This window comes from Klebsiella sp. M041, from assembly GCF_059759695.1.
This window is the reverse complement of record NZ_JCAXWU010000009.1, coordinates 211,367-235,118: the sequence shown is the minus strand read 5'-3', so window position 1 is coordinate 235,118 and position 23,752 is coordinate 211,367. Positions and strand designations below refer to the sequence as shown.

The 23,752-nt window shown below is 60.2% G+C and carries 20 protein-coding genes and 1 pseudogene; 12 read left to right on the top strand and 9 right to left on the bottom strand.

Annotated elements, in window-relative coordinates:
- The first annotated feature begins 29 nt into the window (after positions 1 to 29).
- Genes paaX through AC6CWS_RS14325 form a run of 3 tightly spaced genes read left to right on the top strand, consistent with a single transcriptional unit; the run spans position 30 to position 1,981 of the window.
- Positions 30 to 956: a phenylacetic acid degradation operon negative regulatory protein PaaX gene (paaX, locus tag AC6CWS_RS14335; protein ID WP_074442607.1), complete on the top strand. Its 927-nt coding sequence runs from the start codon at positions 30 to 32 to the stop codon at positions 954 to 956.
- Positions 957 to 965: 9 nt separating this feature from the next.
- A complete protein-coding gene (gene paaY, locus AC6CWS_RS14330) occupies positions 966 to 1,562 on the top strand; it encodes a phenylacetic acid degradation protein PaaY (RefSeq protein WP_065882227.1) in 597 nt (198 codons plus the stop codon).
- A gap of 11 nt (positions 1,563 to 1,573) precedes the next feature.
- Positions 1,574 to 1,981 carry a GFA family protein gene (locus tag AC6CWS_RS14325; RefSeq protein WP_023289463.1) on the top strand — a complete coding sequence of 136 codons (408 nt, stop codon included), beginning with the start codon at positions 1,574 to 1,576 and terminating at the stop codon, positions 1,979 to 1,981.
- 36 nt (positions 1,982 to 2,017) lie between these two features.
- Here AC6CWS_RS14325 and azoR read toward each other — a convergent pair whose 3' ends face one another.
- Complete coding sequence (gene azoR, locus AC6CWS_RS14320) at positions 2,018 to 2,623, bottom strand: FMN-dependent NADH-azoreductase (RefSeq protein WP_002902889.1); 606 nt, start codon at positions 2,621 to 2,623, stop codon at positions 2,018 to 2,020.
- A 203-nt stretch (positions 2,624 to 2,826) separates the two neighbouring features.
- Here azoR and hrpA point away from each other — a divergent pair, with 203 nt between their 5' ends.
- On the top strand, positions 2,827 to 6,729 hold the full coding sequence (gene hrpA, locus AC6CWS_RS14315; RefSeq protein ID WP_048334923.1) for an ATP-dependent RNA helicase HrpA: 3,903 nt from the start codon (positions 2,827 to 2,829) through the stop codon (positions 6,727 to 6,729).
- A 60-nt stretch (positions 6,730 to 6,789) separates the two neighbouring features.
- Here hrpA and AC6CWS_RS14310 read toward each other — a convergent pair whose 3' ends face one another.
- The 6 genes from AC6CWS_RS14310 to AC6CWS_RS14285 all read right to left on the bottom strand — a co-directional run bounded on the left by AC6CWS_RS14310 (position 6,790) and on the right by AC6CWS_RS14285 (position 13,087).
- Positions 6,790 to 7,464 (bottom strand): O-methyltransferase, encoded by a 675-nt coding sequence (locus AC6CWS_RS14310; RefSeq protein ID WP_074442596.1) that lies wholly within the window; start codon positions 7,462 to 7,464, stop codon positions 6,790 to 6,792.
- On the bottom strand, positions 7,465 to 8,844 hold the full coding sequence (locus AC6CWS_RS14305; RefSeq protein WP_065882229.1) for an efflux transporter outer membrane subunit: 1,380 nt from the start codon (positions 8,842 to 8,844) through the stop codon (positions 7,465 to 7,467).
- Positions 8,841 to 9,926: an HlyD family secretion protein gene (locus tag AC6CWS_RS14300; RefSeq protein ID WP_032452665.1), complete on the bottom strand. Its 1,086-nt coding sequence runs from the start codon at positions 9,924 to 9,926 to the stop codon at positions 8,841 to 8,843. The genes AC6CWS_RS14305 and AC6CWS_RS14300 overlap by 4 nt, the downstream gene beginning before the upstream one ends.
- Positions 9,927 to 9,954: 28 nt before the next feature.
- Entirely contained in the window at positions 9,955 to 11,607 is a 1,653-nt protein-coding gene (locus AC6CWS_RS14295; RefSeq protein ID WP_065882231.1) for an efflux MFS transporter permease, read from the bottom strand.
- Positions 11,607 to 12,038 carry a MarR family winged helix-turn-helix transcriptional regulator gene (locus AC6CWS_RS14290; RefSeq protein WP_023289469.1) on the bottom strand — a complete coding sequence of 144 codons (432 nt, stop codon included), beginning with the start codon at positions 12,036 to 12,038 and terminating at the stop codon, positions 11,607 to 11,609. Before AC6CWS_RS14290 ends, AC6CWS_RS14295 begins: the two co-directional genes overlap by 1 nt.
- Before the next feature lie 125 nt (positions 12,039 to 12,163).
- The gene (locus AC6CWS_RS14285; RefSeq protein ID WP_065882233.1) at positions 12,164 to 13,087 is read right to left on the bottom strand and encodes a LysR family transcriptional regulator; all 924 of its coding nucleotides are present in this window, start codon (positions 13,085 to 13,087) and stop codon (positions 12,164 to 12,166) included.
- A 100-nt stretch (positions 13,088 to 13,187) separates the two neighbouring features.
- Here AC6CWS_RS14285 and AC6CWS_RS14280 point away from each other — a divergent pair, with 100 nt between their 5' ends.
- From AC6CWS_RS14280 to AC6CWS_RS14250, 7 genes are read left to right on the top strand one after another with little or no spacing between them, the layout of a single operon-like run.
- Entirely contained in the window at positions 13,188 to 14,186 is a 999-nt protein-coding gene (locus AC6CWS_RS14280; protein ID WP_065882236.1) for an aldo/keto reductase, read from the top strand.
- A gap of 49 nt (positions 14,187 to 14,235) precedes the next feature.
- Positions 14,236 to 15,423 carry an MFS transporter gene (locus tag AC6CWS_RS14275; protein ID WP_065882238.1) on the top strand — a complete coding sequence of 396 codons (1,188 nt, stop codon included), beginning with the start codon at positions 14,236 to 14,238 and terminating at the stop codon, positions 15,421 to 15,423.
- Entirely contained in the window at positions 15,420 to 16,484 is a 1,065-nt protein-coding gene (locus AC6CWS_RS14270) for an aldo/keto reductase (RefSeq protein WP_065882240.1), read from the top strand. Before AC6CWS_RS14275 ends, AC6CWS_RS14270 begins: the two co-directional genes overlap by 4 nt.
- Before the next feature lie 60 nt (positions 16,485 to 16,544).
- A complete protein-coding gene (locus AC6CWS_RS14265) occupies positions 16,545 to 18,029 on the top strand; it encodes an FAD-dependent oxidoreductase (protein WP_064154692.1) in 1,485 nt (494 codons plus the stop codon).
- 2 nt (positions 18,030 to 18,031) lie between these two features.
- Complete coding sequence (locus AC6CWS_RS14260; RefSeq protein ID WP_065882242.1) at positions 18,032 to 19,237, top strand: acetyl-CoA C-acyltransferase; 1,206 nt, start codon at positions 18,032 to 18,034, stop codon at positions 19,235 to 19,237.
- A 13-nt stretch (positions 19,238 to 19,250) separates the two neighbouring features.
- Positions 19,251 to 20,036 carry an AfsA-related hotdog domain-containing protein gene (locus AC6CWS_RS14255; protein ID WP_023289476.1) on the top strand — a complete coding sequence of 262 codons (786 nt, stop codon included), beginning with the start codon at positions 19,251 to 19,253 and terminating at the stop codon, positions 20,034 to 20,036.
- Positions 20,017 to 20,670, top strand: a complete 654-nt coding sequence (locus AC6CWS_RS14250; RefSeq protein ID WP_065882245.1) for an HAD family hydrolase — start codon at positions 20,017 to 20,019, stop codon at positions 20,668 to 20,670. The genes AC6CWS_RS14255 and AC6CWS_RS14250 overlap by 20 nt, the downstream gene beginning before the upstream one ends.
- Positions 20,671 to 20,732: 62 nt before the next feature.
- On the opposite strand, the gene AC6CWS_RS14245 is transcribed toward AC6CWS_RS14250, so the two are convergent.
- Together AC6CWS_RS14245 and AC6CWS_RS14240 are read right to left on the bottom strand one after the other, a co-directional pair.
- Positions 20,733 to 22,007 (bottom strand): Glu/Leu/Phe/Val family dehydrogenase, encoded by a 1,275-nt coding sequence (locus AC6CWS_RS14245; protein WP_023289478.1) that lies wholly within the window; start codon positions 22,005 to 22,007, stop codon positions 20,733 to 20,735.
- A gap of 212 nt (positions 22,008 to 22,219) precedes the next feature.
- Positions 22,220 to 22,366 (bottom strand): annotated as a pseudogene (locus AC6CWS_RS14240) (hypothetical protein).
- Positions 22,367 to 22,535: 169 nt separating this feature from the next.
- On the opposite strand from AC6CWS_RS14240, the gene AC6CWS_RS14235 reads away from it, so the two are divergent.
- Positions 22,536 to 23,741 (top strand): bifunctional succinylornithine transaminase/acetylornithine transaminase, encoded by a 1,206-nt coding sequence (locus tag AC6CWS_RS14235; RefSeq protein WP_023289479.1) that lies wholly within the window; start codon positions 22,536 to 22,538, stop codon positions 23,739 to 23,741.
- The last annotated feature ends 11 nt before the right edge of the window (positions 23,742 to 23,752 follow it).

Genomic DNA, 23,752 nt, shown 5'->3' with positions numbered 1-23,752 from the left:
AGGAAAAATATAACAACAGAATGAATCAGATGAGTAAACTCGACGCCTTTATTCAACAAGCGGTGACGGCGACGCCGATCAGCGGCACGTCATTAATCGCCTCGCTGTATGGCGACGCCTTATTACAACGCGGTGGGGAAGTGTGGCTGGGCAGCGTCGCGGCGCTGCTGGAAGGATTAGGCTTCGGCGAGCGTTTCGTCCGCACCGCGCTGTTTCGCCTCAATAAAGAGGAGTGGCTCGATGTCGTCCGTATCGGCCGCCGCAGCTTCTATCGTCTGAGCGACAAAGGGCTGCGCCTGACCCGACGCGCGGAACATAAAATTTATCGCGCGAACGCAGCGGAATGGGACGGCACCTGGCTGCTGCTGCTTTCGGAAGGCCTGGAGAAAAATGTGCTGGCCGACGTCAAAAAGCAGCTGCTTTGGCAGGGGTTTGGCGCGCTGGCGCCGAGCCTGTTAGCCTCGCCGTCGCAAAAGCTGGCGGATGTCCAGTCGCTGCTCCATGAAGCGGGGGTCGCCGAAAACGTCATCTGTTTTGAAGCCCACTCGCCGCTGGCGCTCTCCCGGGCGGCGCTGCGCAGCCGGGTGGAGGAGTGCTGGCATCTCACCGAACAAAACGAGATGTATGAGGCTTTTATCTCGTTATTCCGGCCGTTACTGCCGCTGCTGCGCGACTGCGACCCCGCGGAGTTAACGCCGGAACGCAGCTTTCAGATCCAGCTCCTGCTGATTCATTTCTATCGTCGGGTGGTGCTCAAAGATCCGCTGCTGCCGGAAGAGCTGCTGCCGGCGCACTGGGCGGGGCAAACCGCCCGCCAGCTGTGTATCAATATTTACCAACGGGTGAGTCCCGGCGCGCTGGCGTTCGTCAGCGAGAAAGGTGAAAGCTCGGTCGGCGAGCTTCCCGCGCCGGGCCCGCTCTATTATCAGCGCTTTGGCGGTTTGCCGGGCGCATAAGGAGGTTGCATGCCGATTTATCAGATTGATGGACTGACCCCGGTGGTGCCGGAGGAGAGTTACGTCCACCCGACCGCGGTGTTGATTGGCGACGTGATCCTCGGCAAAGGGGTCTATGTTGGGCCCAACGCCAGCCTGCGCGGCGATTTTGGCCGCATCGTGGTCAAAGACGGGGCCAATATTCAGGACAACTGCGTGATGCACGGCTTCCCCGGCCAGGATACGGTGGTGGAAGAGGACGGACATATCGGCCACGGCGCTATTCTGCACGGCTGCGTGATTGGCCGCAACGCGCTGGTGGGGATGAGCGCGGTGATTATCGACGGGGCGACCATCGGCGAAAACAGCATTGTCGGCGCCTCGGCCTTTGTCAAAGCCAACGCTGAGATGCCCGCCAACCATCTGATCATCGGCAGCCCGGCAAAAGCGATTCGCGTCCTGAGCGAACAGGAGCTGGCGTGGAAAAAGCATGGCACCCGTGAATACCAGGTGCTGGTGGAACGCTGTCAGCAGACGCTGCATCAGGTTGAGCCATTACGGGAAGTGGAAGAGGGGCGTAAGCGGCTGGAGTTTGATGAAAACCTGCGGCCAAAATCCTCAACCTGAGGGGGAAATATATGGCAGAGAAATTATCCGCTCACTGTCACTGCGGTGCGGTGGCGTTTACCGTTGAACTCAGCGACGGCTTCAATACCGCTCGGCGCTGTAACTGCTCATATTGTCGAATGCGCGGGGCGGTCGCGGTCTCTTCGCCGCGTTCAGGCATAGAGGTGGTACGCGGAAGGGATAAGCTCACCGAGTATCGCTTTAATACAGGGGAAGCCGTGCACTTTTTCTGCTCGGTATGCGGGATCTACACCTTTCATCAACGGCGTTCAAACCCACAGGAGTATGGTGTGAATGTGGCCTGCATTGACGGCGTTTCGCCTTTCGATTTTTCCTGCGTGGAGGTCAACGACGGGGTGAATCATCCAAACGATGGCGGCGGAGGCGTGGTGGGGTATTTGCGCTACGAGAAAAAGTAAAACACTCCTCCCGCAGGAAGCGAGAGGAGTGAAATATTAGGCTGCAACCACGCTGTCGATGGCCGCTTTTGCGTCAGACTGCGCTTTGGCCGCGACTTCCGGGCCGTAAGCGATACCTTCGGCGAACACGAAGTTCACGTCGGTGATGCCGATAAAGCCGAGGAAGGTGGACAGGTACGGGGTGACCAGGTCGGTCGGGGTATCTTTATGGATACCGCCGCGGCTGGTCACGACGACCGCGCGTTTACCGGTCACCAGACCTTCCGGCCCTTTCTCGGTGTAGCGGAAGGTCACGCCGGCGCGAGCCACCAGGTCAAAATAGTTTTTCAACTGCGTCGGAATGTTGAAGTTGTACATCGGCGCAGCGATAACAATCACATCATTGCCTTTCAGTTCGGCGATCAGCTCGTCGGAAAGGGCCAGCGCTTCCTGCTGACGCGGCGTCAGCGGCGCGTCGCTCGGACGCAGGGCGCCAACCAGTTCACCATCCAGAACCGGGATCGGATTAGCGGCCAGGTCACGCACGGTGATCTCGTCGCCCGGGTGTTTTTCCTGCCATTGTTCAACAAAATAGTCGGAAAGCTGACCAGATTGTGAGTACCCTGCCAGAATACTGGATTTCAGAACTAATACTTTGCTCATGGGTGTTTCCTTTTTTAATGTGATTGACGGGTCAGTGCCCTGGTGCTTGATGACACTGTATTCACAATCACGCCACAGAGATAGCGCAATATATCGAATCCTATGTTCAGATTTTTTGAACAAGGCACGGATGACACAGATGTGGTACTCTAAGGCAATACTTCAAAAGAGATTTTCCCGGCAGAGCTCTGCCCGATAACGCTATGACAGAACAACAAAAAATCACCTTCCCCCAGCTTTATCAACAGCTCGACGGCCTGATGCTGCGCGACAAAACGCGCTTTGCCCGCCGTCTGCACGGCGTGAAGAAGGTTAAAAATCCTGAATCGCAACAGGCCATCCTCCAGGAGATGGCGCAGGAGATAAGCCAGGCAGCCGGTAAAGTCCTGCTGCGCGAAGCGGCGCGACCGGCCATCACCTATCCGGAAAACCTGCCGGTTAGCCAGAAAAAACAAGAAATTCTCGAGGCGGTACGCGATCACCAGGTGGTGATTGTCGCCGGGGAGACCGGTTCGGGTAAAACCACCCAGCTGCCAAAAATCTGCATGGAGCTGGGCCGCGGGCTGAAAGGGCTGATCGGCCATACCCAGCCGCGTCGTCTCGCCGCGCGAACCGTCGCCAACCGTATCGCCGAGGAGCTGCAAACGGAGCCGGGCGGTTGTATCGGCTATAAGGTCCGCTTTAGCGATCACGTCAGCGACAACACCATGGTCAAGCTGATGACCGACGGTATTCTGCTGGCGGAGATCCAGCAGGATCGCCTGCTGATGCAGTATGACACCATCATTATCGATGAAGCGCACGAGCGCAGCCTGAACATCGACTTCCTGCTCGGCTACCTGAAAGAGCTGCTGCCGCGCCGTCCTGACCTGAAAATCATCATCACCTCGGCGACCATCGACCCGGAACGTTTCTCAAAGCATTTCAATAATGCGCCGATTATCGAAGTCTCCGGGCGGACTTACCCGGTGGAAGTGCGCTACCGGCCGATAGTGGAAGAGGCGGACGATACCGAGCGCGATCAGCTGCAGGCGATCTTTGATGCCGTCGACGAGCTGGGGCGCGAAGGGCCAGGGGATATTCTGATCTTTATGAGCGGCGAGCGGGAGATTCGCGATACCGCCGATGCGCTGAATAAGCTGGATCTGCGCCATACCGAGGTGCTGCCGCTGTACGCTCGCTTGTCCAACAGCGAGCAGAACCGCGTCTTCCAGCCGCACAGCGGACGGCGCATCGTGCTGGCGACCAACGTGGCGGAAACCTCGCTGACCGTGCCGGGCATCAAGTACGTTATCGATCCCGGTACCGCGCGTATCAGCCGCTACAGCTACCGCACCAAGGTGCAGCGCCTGCCGATCGAGCCGGTTTCCCAGGCCTCCGCCAACCAGCGTAAAGGCCGCTGCGGCCGCGTCTCGGAAGGGATCTGTATTCGTCTTTATTCAGAAGACGATTTCCTGTCGCGCCCGGAATTTACCGACCCGGAAATTCTGCGCACCAACCTGGCGTCGGTCATCCTGCAGATGACCGCCCTGGGCTTAGGCGATATCGCCGCCTTCCCGTTCGTTGAAGCGCCGGATAAGCGCAACATTCAGGACGGCGTGCGCCTGCTGGAAGAGCTGGGCGCGATCACCACCGATGAGCAGGCCACCGCCTATAAGTTAACGCCGATGGGCCGCCAGCTCAGCCAGCTGCCGGTGGACCCGCGCCTGGCGCGGATGGTGCTGGAGGCGCAGAAGCACGGCTGCGTGCGGGAAGCGATGATCATCACCTCCGCGCTGTCGATTCAGGATCCGCGCGAGCGGCCGATGGATAAGCAGCAGGCCTCCGACGAGAAGCACCGCCGCTTTCACGATAAAGAGTCTGATTTCCTCGCCTTCGTCAATCTGTGGAACTACCTCGGCGAGCAGCAGAAGGCGCTGTCGTCGAATCAGTTCCGCCGCCAGTGCCGGGTCGATTTTCTGAACTATCTGCGCGTGCGCGAGTGGCAGGATATCTACACCCAGCTGCGTCAGGTGGTGAAAGAGCTTGGCCTGCCGATCAACAGCGAACCGGCGGAATACCGCGAGATCCATACTGCGCTGCTGACCGGTCTGCTGTCGCACATCGGCATGAAGGATGCCGATAAACAGGAGTTTACCGGCGCGCGTAACGCCCGCTTCTCCATCTTCCCGGGGTCCGGTCTGTTTAAAAAGCCGCCGAAGTGGACGATGGTGGCGGAACTGGTGGAAACCAGCCGGCTGTGGGGCCGCATTGCCGCCCGCATTGAGCCGGAGTGGGTGGAGCCGGTCGCGCAGCACCTGATCAAACGCTCATACAGTGAGCCGCACTGGGAGCGGGCGCAGGGCGCGGTGATGGCGACGGAAAAGGTCACCGTCTATGGCCTGCCGATCGTTGGCGCGCGTAAGGTCAACTACAGCCAGATCGACCCGGCGCTGTGCCGCGAGCTGTTTATCCGCCACGCGCTGGTGGAGGGCGACTGGCAAACGCGCCACGCCTTCTTCCGGGAGAACCTGAAACTGCGGGCGGAAATCGAAGAGCTGGAGCATAAGTCGCGCCGCCGCGACATTCTGGTGGATGACGAGACCCTGTTCGAATTCTACGACCAGCGCATCAGCCACGACGTCATCTCCGCCCGGCATTTTGACGCCTGGTGGAAGCAGGCCAGCCGCGACACCCCGGATCTGCTCAACTTTGAGAAGAGCATGCTGATTAAGGAAGGGGCGGAGCAGGTCAGCAAACTGGACTATCCGAACTTCTGGCATCAGGGCAATCTGAAGCTGCGTCTGACCTATCAGTTCGAGCCGGGCGCCGACGCCGACGGCGTGACGGTGCATATTCCGCTGCCGCTGCTTAATCAGGTGGAGGAGGCCGGGTTTGAATGGCAGATCCCCGGTCTGCGCCGGGAGCTGATTATCGCCCTGATAAAATCGCTGCCGAAGCCGGTGCGGCGCAATTTCGTCCCGGCGCCCAACTATGCGGAAGCGTTTCTTGGCCGGGCGACGCCGCTGGAGCTGCCGCTGCTCGACTCCCTCGAGCGCGAACTGCGGCGGATGACCGGCGTGACCATCGACCGCGAAGCCTGGCAGTGGGATCAGGTGCCCGATCACCTGAAAATCACTTTCCGGGTGGTGGACGATAAAAACAAGAAGCTGCAGGAAGGGCGCTCGCTGCAGGCGCTGAAAGAGGCGCTGAAGGGCAAAGTTCAGGAGACGCTGTCGGCGGTCGCTGATGACGGCATCGAGCAGAGCGGGCTGCATATCTGGAGCTTTGGCACCCTGGCGGAGAGTTACGAACAGAAGCGCGGCAACTATAAGGTGAAAGCCTGGCCGGCGCTGGTGGACGAGCGCGACAGCGTGGCCATCAAGCTGTTTGATAATCCACAGGAACAGCAGCAGGCCATGTGGCGCGGTCTGCGTCGCCTGCTGCTGCTTAACATTCCGTCGCCGATTAAGTATCTGCACGAGAAGCTGCCGAACAAAGCCAAGCTCGGGCTCTATTTTAACCCGTACGGCAAAGTGCTGGATCTGATTGACGACTGCATCTCCTGCGGCGTTGATAAGCTTATCGACGAGGCGGGCGGGCCGGTGTGGACGGAAGAGGGCTTTAGCCAGCTGCATGATAAAGTTCGCGCCGAGCTCAACGAGACGGTCGTGGAGATCGCCAAACAGGTCGAGCAGATCCTCACCGCGGTGTTCAATATCAACAAACGGCTGAAAGGCCGGGTGGATATGACCATGGCGCTGGGGCTGTCGGACATCAAAGCGCAGATGGCGGGGCTGGTTTACCGCGGCTTTGTCACCGGCAACGGCTTCCGTCGTCTTGGCGATACGCTGCGCTATCTGCAGGCGATTGAAAAGCGTCTGGAGAAGATGGCTATCGATCCGCACCGCGACCGCGCGCAGATGCTGAAAATCGAGAGCGTGCAGCAGGCGTGGCAGCAGTGGCTGAATAAGCTGCCGCCGAACCGCCGTGAGGACGACGATGTCCGGGAGATCCGCTGGATGATCGAGGAGCTGCGGGTGAGCTTCTTCGCCCAGCAGCTGGGGACCCCGTACCCCATCTCGGACAAACGCGTGCTGCAGGCGATGGAGCAGATTACGCCGTAACCTGGCCGGTTGTCCCCGGTGGCGCTGCGCTTACCGGGGCGACGGGCCCGGCGTCCACGCTTAAGCGTTGACCCACGCCAGGGTAAAGCCGTCCCAGCCTTTCGTGCCCACGGTTTGCAGCGCCGTTGCCGTCAACCGTGGCTCGGCGCCCATCATCTCAATGAACTGACGCACGCCCTGAACGCGCTCGTCGGCGCTCTGTGGGTTGACCACTTCGCCGTCGCGTACCACGTTATCGCCAATAATTAAGGTTCCCGGGCGGGAATAACGTAGCGCCCAGCGCAGATAATGGGGATTATTCGGCTTATCGGCATCGATGAAGATCAGGTCGAAAGCGGGACATTCGCCAAGCGCCTCCAGGGACCGTAGCGCAGGCCCCTCCCGCAGCGTGACCCGCTGGTCAACCCCCGCCAGCTGCAGATTCTCCCGCGCCACCCGGGCATGATGCGCGTCGGCCTCCAGGGTGAGGAGTTGGCCGTCGGCAGGAAGCTCGCGCGCCATCCAGATGGTGCTATAGCCGCCGAGGGTGCCGATCTCCAGGATCCGCTTAGCCTGGGTAAGCCGTACCAGCAGGGCGAGAAACTGACCCTGATTGGCGGCGACATCGTGTGCCGGGAGCCCGGAACGATGGTTGTTTTCCAGTACCCGATCGAGCACAGGATCGCTGGGAATTAAGGCCTCAATCAAATAATTGTCTACTGCAGACCACTGTTGTTGCATATGACGCTTCCCCATTTAGCTCCCTGATGAATCAGACCAGCCGCCTCCCAGCGCCCGGTATAGATCGATCTGCGCCAGCAGCAGGTTATTCTTCACCTGTACCACGCTAAGCTGGGTGGAGAACAGCGTTCGCTGGGCATCAAGCACATCCAGATACGAAGAGTAGCCGTTACGGTAGCGGTTCTGCGCAATGCGCAATGTTTCTTCCGCCACCGCCTCCTGCCCCTGCAGTTCGGTCAGCTGTTCGCCGTAGCGGCTAATGGCGTCCAGGCTGTCATTGACCTCTTTGAACGCGCCGCGCACCGTGTTCTCATAGCTGTACAGCGCCTGGTTGCGCTGGGCCATCGAGACATCCACCTGGGCATTTAACGCCTGGCGGTTAAGCAGCGGCGCCAGGATGCTACCGCCAATGCTCCAGAGTCGCAGCGGGTTGTCCAGCAGATCCGGCAGCGTCCGGTCCTGCAGGCTGCCGGTGGCGGTCAGGTTGATAGACGGCAGTAGCTGCGCCTGGGACGAGGCCAGGGTGGCATCGGCGGCGACCAGCTGACGCTGGGCCTGTACGATATCCGGGCGGCGGTTGAGCAAGGTGGACGGCAGCTGCGAGGGCAGACGCAGCGGGGTGAGCCCGGCGAATTCGCCGCGTTTTATCGCGCCGGGGTTATCCCCCAGCAGCACGCTGAGGGCGTTTTCCTGCTGCGCAATCTGGTGCTGCAGCGGCGGGATCTGCGCCCGCGTGGAGCGCAGCTCCGAATCCGCCTGCATCAGCTCAAGGCGCGAGGTATACCCGGTTTCATACTGACGTTTGGCCAGGCGCCAGGCGTCTTCCCGCGCCTGGAGCGTCTGCTGCGTGACCCGCAGTTGCTCATCCAGCGACAGCAGCGTCACGTAGCCCACGGCCACCGAGGCGGCGACGCTCAAATTGGCCGCGTCGGCAGCGGCTTTCTGCGCCTCGAGGCTGGCCCCGGCGGCGCTGGCCGCGCTGCGGTTCGCGCCCCAGATATCGACATCATAGCTGGCGGTCAGGCCGCCTTTATACACCGTACTGTGGATCGGCAGGCCGGTGGCGGCGGACTGCGCGCGGGCGCGGGTGCCGGTCAGGCTGGCATCCAGCGAGGGGAAAAGAGTGCTGTCGGCGGCATACGCCCGCGCCTGATACTCATTCACCCGCTCGCGGGCGATCAGCACATCGCTGTTATAGCGCAGCGCCCGGTCGACATACTGATTCAGCGCGCTGTCATGAAAATTGCGCCACCATACGCCTTCCACCGGGCTGGCAGGGCCAACGTCGGCCCGCCAGGCGGCAGGGATGGCGAGCGTCGGCTGGGCGCGCTGCACATCGGCGGACTGACAGCCGACCAGCGCCAGGACGATGGCAAGGGTGACCGGGCGGATCATGGCTGCTTCTCCGCGCGGGTATCAATGGTCACCTGCACCGACATGCCGGGGCGCAGGCGCTCGCTGTTGCGTTGCCCCTCGTTAACCGTGATGCGTACCGGGATGCGCTGGGCGATCTTGACGAAGTTGCCGGTGGCGTTGTCCGGCGAAATGGCGCTGAACTCCACCCCGGTCGCCGGGGAGATACTCTGCACCTTGCCGTGGAAGGTCTCGCCGTTGAGCGCGTCAACGGTGAAGGTAACCGGCTGGCCGATACGCACATCGGCCAGCTGGGTCTCTTTCAGGTTGGCGATCACCCAGTGCTGCGGCGGCACCAGCGAGGTCAGATGGGTTCCGGCGCTGACGTAAGCGCCAAGACGCACCGAAATCTGCCCCAGCTGGCCGCCGGTGGGGGCGATGATCTGCGTATTCTGCAGGTCGATCTGCGCCAGCTCGAGGGCTGCTTTGGCGCTGGCCACGTCGGCCTCAAGTGAATCGCGATTGACGATGGTCGATTCGCGGTCCTGGCGCGACATCTCCAGCGCCGCTTTCGCCTGTTCAATATCCGCTGCCCCCTGGGCGGCGCTGGCGCGGGCGGAATCCCGCTCGCGGATCGACAGCGATCCATCGGCGGTCAGCTCCTGCACCCGTTTTAAATCAGCCTGGATTTTCAGATTCTGCGCGCGGGCGTTTTGCAGCGCGGCTTCATTTTTGGCGATCGTCGCCTCGGCGCTTTTGCGCTGCTGCAGGTTGTTGCGCAGCGCTGCCTCCTTCATCGCCAGGGTGGCCTGGGCCTGGTGCACCCGCTGTTTATAGATGCGATCGTCTATCTGGAACAGTACCTCGCCCGGCTGAACGATGGCGAAATCCTTGACGTTGACGGCAGTGATGTAGCCGTTGACCTGTGGGCTGATAAAGGTGGTCTGCCCGCGCACGTAGGCGTTGTCGGTAAACTGGCTATGGCGGGTGAACGGCGGCAGTTGCCAGGCATAGAGGATCACCAGTACGCCGACGAGGCCTATCGCCGCGGCGGTAAAAATGGAGACCACGCGAATGTTGTTTCGGGTATTGGCCTGTTGTTTGGCCGCATCCTGCTGACTCATAACGACTCCAGAGATGAAATGATGATAATTATTTGTTGCCGGTGGCGCGTTTTAAGGCGATACGGGCGGTCAATCGTAAGCGAATTAAGCGCCAGAAAACCCACACTAACGTCCCGGCGGAGATCGCCGCCGTCAGCAGATAGGTGTCATTCCAGGCGAGAATATTGGCCTGCAGCGTCGCGGCGTTTTGCAGCAGGGTGGTGGCCTGGACGCTGAGCAGCGTGCTGTCGCCGATCTGGCTCTGGTACATCTGGCTGTACTGCTGCAGCCGCTCGACGATCAGCGGGTTGAGCGTGGTGATCTGGTCCGCCAGCTGGCTGGAGTGAAATTTCTCCCGCCAGGTCTGGAAGGTGCCGAGTATCGCCGACCCCAACAGACCGCCTATGTTCTGGCTCATGCCGAACAGCACCGAGAAGCTGACCAGGTTGCGCGGATCGGCGAACACCCCGCCAATGCCGGCGAGCATCGCCGGCGCCAGAAAGAAGGCGCTGCCGAAGCCAAGCAAAAACTGGCTGAACATCAGCTGTTCCGGACGGGTGAGGGCGTTGGACTGGCTGTCGAGCAGCGAGGCCACCATGATCAGCGCCAGGGCGGTGGCGGTCGGCCAGTAGAGCTTCTGCGGGTTAAGCGTCAGGCAGCTGGCGATGATCCCGCACAGAATGCCGGCGAAAATTGACCACGCGAGGTTGGTCATCTGTTCGTTTTGCAGGCCAACGTACTGCAGCCAGCCGATCACCCCGGTATTCTGCTCCGCTAGCACGATGCGGATCAGCAGCATAATCAGACCCAGGCGCAGGATACTGCCGCTGGAGAGCCATTTGGTATTGAGCAGAGGATTGCTGCGGTTATGCTCAAAGGCGATGGCGGCGACGATCAGCACCACCGCCGCGGCCAGCGACCAGCCGATCCACGGCGCTTCGAACCACCACTCGAGCCGCCCCAGCGAGAGCACCGCGCAGACCAGCGCCATGCCGGGGGCCAGCAGGAAGAAGGTAATAAAATCCTTCTTCTCGAACACCTTTTTACGATCGCTCGGCGGCAGCTTCAGGGCGATGACGCAGGCCAGCGACACCAGCGCCAGCCCCAGCTCAAAGAAGTAGAGCCCGCGCCATTCATCGATCTGCAGCAGCTCGCTGGAAAAGAGGCGCGCCAGCGGAATGGCCAGCGACGAGCCGGTGATACCGATAGTCAGCCCTTTCAGGCGGTGGCGTGCGGGCCAGGCCTGCACCTGATAGTAGATCCCCAGCGAGCTGAGCGCCGCGGCCACCATGCCGTGGGCGGCGCGGACCATCAGCGCCGAGCTGAGATCGTTGACGAACAGGTGGAAGAAGGTGACCAGCACATAGAGCACCAGAAAGCCTTCGGTAAAGGCGCGCAGCCCGAACTGCTGACGAAATTTCACCAGCAGCAGGTTAATGGAGACGTTGGTCATGACATACACCGCCGGCAGCCAGGCGATCTCCGTCGACCAGGCGGCGAAGGTGCCCTGCAGCAGCTGCAGATTGGCGGTGACCACCGCGTTGCCCAGCGCGCCGGTGAGGCACACCAGCAGCCCGACCACCCCGTAGGCCAGGCGCTTCGCCGGGCTGTGCAGCGGCGTCGATGGCGAGCCGAGCAGGGCCGGTTTTTCATGCGGCGCCCAGTCATGAGGGACGTAGGGGTTACTCTGGCGACGGGGCATTATTTCTTCTCCACTTCGCGCAACAGCTTTTCCAGCACCCGCTGAGTTTGTTCCCGCTCCTGCGGCGTGATCGCCGTCAGGATCTCTTCACGCAGATCGTCCGCCACCGTTTTGACCTGCTCGAAGAGGGCCTGCCCCTGGTCGGTGACCACCAGCAGCCGCTTGCGTTTATCGCGGTCGGTGGTGACGCGCTCCACCAGGCCGAGGGCCACCAGGCGGTTGATCAGCGGCACAATGGTCGGGCTCTCCACTCCCAGCTCCTGCGCCAGTTCGCTTTGCGACAGCGGCTGGTGGTGGCGGGCGATGGCGGCGACCGCCACCCAGCTGGCCTGGCTGAGGCCGAGGTTTTTCAGCCGACGATTAACCGCCAGCCGCCAGTGATGGGCGGTCAGATATAAAAGATGGGAAAAGTTAAGCTGTCGATGGTCCATAGGTCGTCTGCCAAAATCGTTAGAGCTCTAACGAGTTTATGTCTGACAACCGGCGGAATTCAAGGGAAAGGATAAAAAATGGTTAACGGTGTGTGCGTTTATTGTGGCGACAGGAGGATACCCCCTCAAATCATTTTCTCATGGAGGATACTCTTATTCTGCGCCATCACCCAGGTGATAAAAGCGCGCAGGGGCGCGGGAATATGTTTGCGACTCGGATAGTAGACGCAGAAATGATCCGCCGGGTAGCGGTAGCTGGGTAATAAGCGAACCAGGCTGCCGGCGTTCAGTTGCGCGGACACCAGCGACTGATAGACAAAGGCGATCCCCAGTCCGCTCTCCGCCGCCTGAATCATCGCCGTATCGGAATCGACGACCAGATCGCCCTTGACGGCGACTTCGCCTGGCTCGCCGTCGGGGCTGATAAATTCCCACCGGTACTTTTCGCCGCTGGGAAAACAGCGGTTGATGCAGCGGAAATTGACCAGCGACTGCGGGGTGTCGGGCGCTCCGGCCTCGTGGAGATAGTCCGGGCTGGCCACTGGGATCAGCGACAGCTTCTCGCCAAAGGGGATGGCAATCATATCTTTGGGCACGTCCCGGGAATAGCGAATGCCAGCGTCAAAACCGGACTCGATAATATTCACTTTCCGATCGGTGGTAAACAACTCCAGCGTCACGTCAGGATAGGCGGTTTTAAAAGCAATAAAATAGCGCTGAAAGAAAAGGTCGAGAACTATGCGCGGTAAATTGACTTTCACCACCCCTTCCGGGGTCAGACGGTGATAATTCAGACTGTCGACCACCCGGCGATAATCATTCACCACCGGCGTCATATTATTAAGAAATTCCTCACCTACGGCGGTTAAAGACAAACTGCGCGTCGAGCGATTGAGCAGGCGCACGCCTAATTTTTCTTCCAGATGATTAATAGCGCTGGTGAGGGCCGGCGGTGAAAGATTTAATGCTCTGGCAGCTTGCCGAAAACTGCCATGTTTCACTATGAGTATTAATATTTCAATTTGTTGCAAATCAGGCAACGTTTTCATTGTTAATTTCCAGCTAACACCGCGTTCGGAATAGATTAATTGTTATCAATGTAAAAGGGAAGTATATATTTAATAACATTCAGCACGTAAGGAAAATAAGGTGAAAACACGTTATCTCGGAAAAGAGAAGTTCCAGGTTTCCGCATTGGGTCTCGGGTGTATGGGAATGAGTTTCGCCTATGGCGGCGCTGAGGAGTCGCAGGCGATAAATACCATCCATGCCGCAGTGGACATGGGGGTGACCTTCCTGGATTCCGCCGAAGTGTATGGGCCTTTTGACAATGAAGTCCTTGTTGGGAAAGCGATTAAAGGCATCCGCGATAAGGTGCAGATTGCCACCAAATTTGGCTTTCGTATTCTGCCGACCGGCCAGGGGCTGGAGCGGATGGCCGGCGTCGACAGCCGTCCGGAACATATTCGCGAGGCGGTGGAAGGGTCGCTGAAGCGGCTGAATATCGAGACCATCGATCTGCTCTATCAGCACCGCGTCGATCCCGCGGTGCCGGTGGAAGAGGTGGTGGGCACCATGGCCGACCTGGTCAAAGAGGGTAAAATTCGCCATATCGGGCTGTCGGAAGTGTCAGCCCAGACGCTGCGCCGGGCCTGCAAGGTGCATCCGATCGCCGCGGTGCAGACGGAATACTCGCTGTGGACCCGTGAGCCGGAGGGCGGCATCCTCAAAGCCTGCCGCGAGCTGGGCGTGGGCTTTGTCCCTTACAGTCCGCTGGGCCGCGGCTTCCTGACGGGCCAGATCACCGACCCCGGCGTCTTCGCAGCCGATGATTTTCGTCGCAATCTGCCGCGCTTCCAGGCCGAAACCATGCGCAAAAACCAGCAACTGCTCGACCGTCTGCAGCAGGTCGCCAGCCGCTACGAGGCCACCCTGGCGCAGATGGCCCTCGCCTGGGTGATGAGCAAAGGGGAAGATATCGTGCCGATCCCCGGGGCGCGAAAAATGAACCATCTGCGCGATAATGCCGCTGCGGCCGATATTATGCTCTCCCCTGAGGATATTCTCGCCATCGATCTTATTTTCGCTCCCGAAAACGTCGCCGGATTACGCTATAACCAGGGCGACTTTAATTTAATCGAAAAATAATCTCCTGAATACGCTCCTCCCGCCGGTCTGGCGGGAGATAAGGTAACTTATGACTATTGCTGTTTCCCGTCCGGCGGGATTGCCTGCGGCGGTGTATGCGCTTTCCGTGGGTTCATTTGGTATTGGCACCACCGAATTTGTGATTATGGGTTTATTACTCGATGTGGCCCATGACTTTCATATATCCATTACGCTCGCCGCCTGGTCTATTACCGCTTATGCCTGTGGGGTGGTGATTGGCGCGCCGCTGCTGACGCCTCTATTAAGCCGTTATCGCAAAAAACCGGCGCTGTTATTTTTAATGATCTTATTTTCCATTGGAAATTTAGGCTGCGCGATCGCTGGTAATATGACCATGCTAATTATTGCCCGGGTAATAACTGCGTTCGCTCACGCCTCGTTCTTCGGAATAAGCTCGGTCTATGCCGCGGAGCTGGCGCCGGTGAATAAACGGGCTTCGGCGGTCTCCGCCGTGTTTCTCGGCGCCACCCTGGCCAATATTCTGGGCGTGCCGCTCGGCGCCTGGGTGGGGCAGTACCTTGGCTGGCGCTATACCTTCTATATGGTCACGCTGATCGGCATTCTCTCCGCCCTGGCGGTGATCGCCCTGGTGCCTGGCCGTCAGGCGCAGCCGTCGGCCCAGAGCCGGATCCGCGATGAGCTGAAGGTGCTCCGTCATCCCGCGGTGCTGCGCAGCCTGCTGATCACCGCCCTCGGGTTCTCCGGCGTCTTCGCCGCCTTCACCTACATCGCGCCGATGCTGAAAACCGTCACCGGGATGAGCGAACACCTCATTCCGCCGGTACTAATGCTGTTCGGCGTCGGGATGGTCGCCGGGAATCATCTTGGCGGCCGACTGACCGACGGCGGCGTCCGCCGGGCGCTGCTGCTAACTCTCGCCTTGCTGAGCGTCGTCCTGTGTCTTTTTCCATGGGCGATTCAGACGCTGCCCGGCGCCTGCGCGGCGGTGTTTCTGCTGGGGGCGGCGATGTTCTCCACCATTCCGCCGCTGCAGATGCAGGCGCTGGACAGCAGTGAGAGCGGCAAAAGCATGGTCTCTTCGTGCAATATCGCCGCCTTTAACCTCGGCAATGCCGGCGGCGCCTGGTTTGGCGGGCTGCTGCTCGCCTCCGGCGTCTCTCTCTCTCACATTCCCCTGGCCGGTGCTTGCCTGACCGCCAGCGGATGGGTTATCGCTAGTGTGACGTTGTCACCTTTAAAAGGAAGTCAAGCATGAAGTATCGATATTTAGGTTCCACCGGGCTGTCGGTTTCGGAGCTCTGTTTTGGCGCCATGACGTTTGGCGAGAAAGGGGCCTTTCTCGGCGCGCCGGGGCGCAACTGGTCGGAATTCGGCGTGGTGCCTGAGCAGACGGCCTACGATCTGGTGTACAAAGCGCTGGACGCCGGGATTAACTTTTTTGATACCGCGGACTGTTATAAGAATGGCCAGGGCGAAGTGCTGCTCGGCAACGCGCTGAAGGGAAAACGCCAGCAGGTGATTATCGGTACCAAAGGACGCTGGCAAACCGACCCCAACCCGAACGCGCTGGGGGCCTCGCGCTACCATATCATCAATGCCGTCGAGGCCAGCCTGCAGCGGCTGAAGACCGATTATATCGATATCTATCACCTTCACGGGTTCGATCCGCGCACCGCGCTGGAGGATACCCTGCGCACGCTGGATACGCTGATCCGCGCCGGGAAAATTCGCTATATCGGGGTCTCCAACTACGCGGCCTGGCAGCTGGCGAAGGCGCTGGGGATCTCGGAGCGCCTTGGGCTGGAGAAATTCTGCGTCTATCAGGGCTATTACAATATCGCCGCGCGTGAACTGGAGCATGAGATTATCCCGCTCAGCGTCGATCAGAACGTCGGCATCACCGTCTGGAGCCCGCTGGCCGGGGGCTTTCTCACCGGCAAATACCCACGCAATCAGGCGTTTCCCGAGGGCAGTCGCCTGGCGAACGCCACGCCGTTCGAATCCGCGCCGATCGCCAACCGCGAGCAGGCCTGGCAGACCCTGGAGGTGATGCAGGAGATTGCCCGCCAGCGCAACGCCAGCGTCGCGCAGGTGGCGCTCAACTGGCTGCGTACCCGTCCGGGGATCGCTTCGCTGGTGATCGGCGCGACCAAACTGGCCCAGCTGGAGGATAACCTGGCGGCGCTGAACTGGACGCTGAGCGACGAGGAGACGGCGATCCTCAACAGCGTGAGCGAGAAAGAGAAACCATACCCCTACTGGCATATCTGCAATGTCGCCGGCGATCGTCGTCTGGCCGATGATATCTATCCCTAATCACCCTACACCCAGGCAACACGCGTATGCCCCGCACGGGGCATACAGAGAGGCTCGATCGTGAAAAAAGTACTCATTGTTGGCGCCGGCCCGGTAGGGTTAATCATTGGCTGCTATCTGAATAAGTATGGAATTGATTTTGATATCATTGATAAAAATACCCACAGCACCACCTGGTCCAAAGCGCTGAGCGTCAGTCCGGCGACCATTAAAGCCTTCCACGGCTTAGGCCTTGCCGGGGAACTGATCGCCCAGGGAAAGCAGGTTCAGTCAGTCTACGCTTACTATAAAAACCGCAAATTTCTGCATATCGATAACCGCCGACTCGCCACCTGTTACCCCTTCCATGTCAGTATCCCGCAGCCGCGGACGGAGAAGATCCTCGAAACGGCGTTGGCCGACGCCGGGCGGGAGGTCAAACGTGGGCACCAGCTGGTCTCCTGGCGCCGGGAGGGGGAACGCTATCACGTCTCCCTGCTCGACGATGCCCGCCGGGCCTGTTCCGCCGCTTATGACTATATTATCGGCGCCGACGGCGCGGCCAGCACCGTTCGCGAGCTGGCCGGGATCGGCTTTAGCGGTCATGACTATCCGCTGCATTTTGTGATGGCGGACGTGCAATTCGACCGCGCGGCGGCGCTCCCGGGAACCTCCTACCATATTGATGAGCAGGGCTTTTTGATTTTCCTGCCCATGCCGGACAATCAGGTCAGGATCGTGATTAAAAAAGCCGGGCGCCTGCCGACGCCGCGTCCGGTGCCGGACCTGCAGGAGATCAACGCCGCGCTGGCGCGCTACTGCCCTCAGGTGCCGCCGGCGCAGACGCTCACCTGGTCCTCCAGCGCCAATTTCTATAACCGCATCGCCGATGACAATCTGCAGCATCATATTATGCTGGCGGGAGATGCCTTCCACCTGTTCAGTCCCATTGGCGGGCAGGGGATGAACACCGGCGTCCAGGATGCGGTGAACCTCGCCTGGAAGCTGGCTTTCTATCTGCACGGCGTGGCCACTGACCGACTGCCGGCGTCCTATCGCGCCCAGCGCTTCGCGGCGGTGAGCGGTGTACTGCGCTCCACCGATCGCGATACCGGCCTGATTGCCGGTCTGGTGCCGAGAAATCATATCGACGGGGTCTACTTTCCGGAGTTTTGCAACCGTCACTACTATCGTCACCAGCTGCCGCTGCAGTACGCCGGCTTCACCGCGACGCAGGCGCAGCACCCGGACGGCCTGGCAGGGCACCATGTTCCCTGGTACGTTTTTGCCTCGCCGCAGGCGATGTTTCGCAACAGCTATGACGTCTTCGCCAGCGGTAAGGTGGTGATCTTTTCCGCCCGCGCCGCTTGTCCTCCTATGTCCCGCCTGAAGCAGGCCGGCTGGTTTATATTCTGCCCCCTCGAACCGGCGGACGAGGCGTTTCTCGAAGCGCTACAGATCGGTCCCGATGACTATGCGGTGGTCAATCCCGATGGCTATGTGGGCTTTACCGGCAGCGAAGCCGGGACACGGCAGTATCTTTCCTCGCTCTACGTAATGGAATAATCATGAACAAAGTCTATATCGTCGCGGCCTGCCGTACGCCGGTGGGGCGCTTTCTTGGCGCCCTGAAAACGGTCTCTGCGGTGGAGCTGGCCGCGCTCACCGTCAGGCACAACCTGCAGCAGGCCGGCATTGACCCGGCGTGGATCGATGAGGTGATCTGCGGCTGCGTCCTTGCCGCCGGGCAGGGGATGGGACCGGCGCGTCAGGTTGCGCTTCGGGCGGGGATCCCGGTGCAAAAGCCGGCTTACACCCTGAATATGATCTGCGGTAGCGGCATGAAAAGCCTGACCGAAGGGGCGATCCATATCCAGAGCGGTTATGCTGACCTGGTGGTCGCCGGCGGAATGGAAAATATGAGTCAGGCGCCGTTTTTGCTGCGGGGAGAGATAAGGGGCGGGATGAAATTCGGCGCGTTCAGCAGTGAGGATGTGATCCAGCGCGACGGATTAACCGATCCGCTGCTGCAGATCCCGATGGGGGAAACGGCGGAGGCCATCGCCGCGCAGGAGCAGATCTCGCGCGCGGCGCAGGACCAGTATGCCCTGGAGAGCCATCACAAAGCCTCCGCCGCCAGCCGCGCCGGCTATTTTGCCGATGAGATGGTGCCGGTGACGGTCAGCGCGAAGCGGGGCGTCAGCACGGTCCGCGAGGATGAGCCGATCCGCCATGATCTTAACGCCGAGCAGCTGGCGGCGTTGAAACCGGCCTTTCGCGCCGACGGCAGCGTCACGGCGGGCAATGCCTCCGGGCTGAACGATGGCGCCGCGTCGGTGATCCTCGCGTCGGCGCGCGCCGTTGCCCGCTATGGCCTGCAGCCGCTGGCGGAGATTGTCTCCTTTGGCGAGGGCGGCGTCGACCCGTCCATGATGGGGCTTGGCCCGCTGCCGGCGATAGCGTGCGCCCTGCGCCGCGGGCGTTTTCAGCTCAGCGATATGGCCCGGCTGGAGATCAACGAAGCCTTTGCCGCGCAGGTGCTGGGGGTGGTCAAGGGACTGGCCAGAGCGCATCAGATGACGGAGGAGGAGATTGCTTCCCGGCTGAACGTCCACGGCGGCGCGATCGCCCTCGGCCATCCGCTGGGTAGTTCCGGGACGCGGATTGTGGTCAGCCTGGTGCACGCGCTGCGCCGGGAGAATCAACCGACCGGCCTGGCGTCGCTGTGCATCGGCGGCGGGATGGGGATTGCGTTACTGGTGAAAACGATCTGAGGAGACAAGCGCCATGGAAAAATTAATTGTGGTGGGTGAGAAATTTACCGATTTTGCCCGGCGGCATGAGAATGTGCTGACGGTGAATGAGTTTGAGCGGTTTGTCTGGAGCGGCGAGCTGGCCGGGGTCGATAAAATCGTTATCGGTCAGGGGGTACAGCTCGACGACATCTCCCGCACCATCTGCATTATTCGTCAGCACTATCCGGACACAATGCGCCAGATCGTCAATCTGCAGGATCTCTATTATCAAAACAATCGCGATCATCAGCGGCTGGTACATAAACGTAAAAAAGCGAATATCCTCATCACCTCGCCGGAAAAACGCGATGAGGATAGCTATTGCGCGCGCCTGATCCTGCAGGATGCCTCGGAGCTGCTCTGCGACCACCAGACTGGGCAACATATTCAGGGGATGGTGCTGATCGAGGCGGCGCGGCAGACCATCATCGCCACCACGGAAAAATTCCTGCTGGCGGAGGCCGGCGTGGCGATGGCGGAGAAGTACTTTACCCTGAGCTCGCTGCAGGTGGCCTTTTCCTGCTTTGTTTTTCCGCTGCCGGTGACCATCGTCCTCAACGTGGTGTCGCGCAAAAGTTCAGCCCATGGCCGCTTCACCTGTGAATGCTCGGTGGGGTTTGACCAGACCGGCACTCGCAAAGCGGAAGTTGGCTTTAGCTTCAGCGTCTATGACCTTAACTACATCACTCGCAAAGAGTGCGAGCAGGCGGCGCAGTGCCATCAACATTATCTGGTCAGTATTGAGCAGGGGGACGGGGATGAGCATCGCCTTTTTTGATGTGGATGAAACGCTGATTACCGGCAAAAGTATGTTCCTGTTTCTGCACCGCTATGCCGCGGAATATCCGCTGCAGTGCGGTTTGACGGCCGCGGCGATTGTCCGGCAGCTGCAGGCGCTCAGCGAAGCGGGTCAGTCGCGGGAGGCGATCAACCGCTACTATTACTCGCTGTTTCGCCACGAGTCGCGCCCCCGGGTGCGGGCGGTCGCCGAGCGCCTGTATCGCGAAGGCGGATATGGTTTTCACCGCGAGGTGGCGGCGCGCCTCAGGCAGCACCAGGCGTGGGGGGATGACGTGGTGTTTGTCTCCGGGTCGATGACCGACATTCTCTGGCCGGCGATGGCGGCGCTGGGGGTGGAACATGCCCTGTGCTCAGAGCCGGTCGTGGTGGATGACCGCTATACCGGCGAGCTCTGGCGGACCGCCATCGGCGAACACAAGGCGGCGCATGCCCAATGCTATGCGCAGGAACAGGGCCAGCCGCTGGCGGCGTGCTACGCCTTCGGCGATCATATCTCGGATCTGCCGCTGCTCGCCGCGGTCGGCCACCCCTGCGCGGTGAATCCCTCTCCGGGGCTGCTGGCGGAGGCGCAGCGTCGGGGATGGCCAGTGCTGTGGTCCACCGGCGGCTGACGGCGCGACGGCAAAAAAAAGGGGCGGCGCAATGCCACCCCTGATTCACTCCCTGACGGGGATCAGCCCGGGTAGATGCCGCGGTCTTTACGCGCCATCAGGATGCGCTCGCAGGCCACGATATAGGCGGCGGTACGCAGGGTACATTCTTTCTCGGCCGCTTTATCGCAGACGTGAATAATGGCGTCGGTCATGATGCGGTCCATCTTGGCGTTGATCTCCTCTTCGCTCCAGAAGAAGCTGGCCATGTCCTGCACCCACTCAAAGTAGCTGACGGTCACCCCGCCGGCGTTGCAGATAACGTCCGGCACCACGATCACCCCGCGCTCGGCCAGCACATCGTCCGCTTCCGGATAGGTTGGGCCGTTAGCCCCTTCCAGCACCAGTTTGCAGCTCAGCTTCTCAGCGCGCTCGCGGGTGATTTGCCCTTCCAGCGCCGCCGGGATCAGGATGTCCATCGGGGTGGTCCAGAACGCCTCTTTATCGATCTCCTGGGCGCCCGGGAAACCGGCGATCTGCTTTTTCTCCGCCTGCCAGGCGGTGAGGGCGGCCATATCAATCCCGCCTTCGTTGTACAGGGTGGCGGTGTGATCCTGAATGACCACTACGCGGGCGCCGACGCCGGCGAACAGGCGCGCCGCTTCGCTACCGACGTTACCAAAGCCCTGCAGCGCCACTTTAGCGCCTTCAATTTCGATGCCGGCGCGACGGGCCACTTCCCGGCCGGTGACGAACACGCCGCGTCCGGTGGCTTTTTCACGACCGAGGGAGCCGCCGAGGTGGATCGGCTTGCCGGTGACTACGCCGGTGATGGTGGTGCCATGGTTCATGGAGTAGGTGTCCATCATCCACGCCATCACTTTGCCGTTGGTGCCAACGTCCGGCGCCGGAATATCTTTCTGCGGCCCGATGATAATGCCGATTTCGCTGGTATAGCGGCGAGTCAGGCGTTCCAGTTCACCTTCCGACAGCGAGAAGGGGTCGACGCGGATGCCGCCTTTGGCCCCGCCGTAAGGAATATTGACCGCGGCGCACTTAATGGTCATCCAGGCAGAAAGTGCCATGACTTCGTTAAGATCAACATCCGGATGGTAGCGAACACCACCTTTACCCGGCCCACGCGAAAGATTGTGCTGAACGCGATAGCCCTCGAAGTGGCGAATGGTGCCGTCGTCCATCTGCACAGGGATGTCGACGATCAGCGCACGCTTCGGATGGCGCAGGGTTTCCACCCAGTAGGCAAGATCGCCGAGATAAGGCGCGACACGGTCGATCTGGCGCAGGTAGGTGGTCCATGGAGATGTACTACTTTCAGATGCGTAAGATAACTTTTCCATAAGAGTCCTGTTTCTCAGTGTTATTTATGTCGTGTAAAACCGTGGAATAGCTACAGCAGTAAACTCTGTGCAATGAATGGTATCACCAATTTTATAAAGCGGTATTTGACGGCAATTCCGATTTTTAAATTTTTGTTAGAAATTTTATTTTTTAAGTGAATAACTACGCACGAGAACCACCCGCAAGCTGTGCATTTTAATTCACTTTTTATTCACTTAAGTGCATAAGAAAATATTTTTTCTATGTTTTTCATTATCTTGATGATCTTCAAAAAGTGAATAAATTGCGTTTCCCCATATTGACAATCTTATTGTTCACAGGCCAGCATTAGCCCACACAACAACATGGCGTTAACCATGAATTAACAAATACCCGTAAAAATAATAGGGCTTAACTTTTCTGTGGTGAATATTTTTACCATCGCAGCGGGCGCGCTCGTGCCCAAAATAAGCCGAGGGTCAGGGTTAATGTCGATTGTCCAACGCGGCGGGAGCGTTTTCCGTCGTCTTACGTTCCGGAGATGAATGATGTCAGGCAGTATGACTCGCGAAGATTTTGACGCTTACCTGGTTCCCTGTTTTGCCCCCGCGCCGTTTATTCCGGTGAGGGCGGCGGGCTCCCGCGTCTGGGACCAGCAGGGGAAAGAGTATATCGATATGGCCGGCGGCATCGCAGTGAACGCCCTCGGCCATGCCCACCCGGCGCTGGCTGAGGCCCTGCAGGGTCAGCTGGCGAAACTGTGGCATATCGGCAATGGCTATACCAACGAACCGGTGCTGCAGCTGGCGAAAACCCTGGTGCAGTCCACCTTTGCCGACAAGGTGTTCTTCTGCAACTCCGGCGCTGAAGCGAACGAGGCGGCCCTTAAGCTGGCGCGGAAATATGCCCACGATAAGTTCGGCGGTGAAAAAAGCGAAATCATCGCCTTCAACCACGCCTTCCATGGCCGCACGCTGTTCACCGTCTCCGTCGGCGGCCAGCCGAAATATTCCAGCGATTATGCGCCGCTGCCGCAGGGCATTACCCATCTGCCCTATAACGATATCGAGGCGGTCACCGCGGCGATCTCCTCACGTACCTGCGCGGTGATCGTCGAGCCGATTATCGGCGAAGGCGGGGTGATCCCGGCGGACCCGGCGTTCCTCCAGGCGCTGCGCGCCCTCTGCGATCGCCATCACGCCACCCTGATATTCGATGAGGTGCAGACCGGCGCCGGTCGTACCGGCCATCTCTACGCCTACCAGCATTACAACGTCGTCCCGGACATCCTCACCAGCGCCAAAGGGCTGGGGGGCGGCTTCCCGATCGGCGCGATGCTGGCGAAAGAGGCCTGGGCGCAGGTCTTCCAGCCAGGCACCCATGGCACCACCTTCGGCGGTAACCCGCTGGCGGCGACCGTCGCCAACGCCGTGCTGGCCCATCTGGATGCGCCGCTGCTGGCGGGCGTCGGCGAGCGCCATGCGCTGATCGTCGACCAGCTGAATGCCCTCTCTGCCCGCTACGATGCGTTCAGCGCCGTGCGCGGCGCCGGTCTGCTGATCGGCGCCGAGCTGGCCGGACCGCTGCGCGGGAAGGCCAAAACCCTGACCAACCTGGCGGCGGAAGAGGGGGTGATCGCCCTGATTGCCGGTCCGGACGTGCTGCGCTTCGCGCCGGCGCTCAATATCCCGCTGGCGGATATTGCGCAAGCCTTCGTGCGCCTTGATCGCGCCGTTGCCCGCTTAACCCGCTAACCGGGAGGACG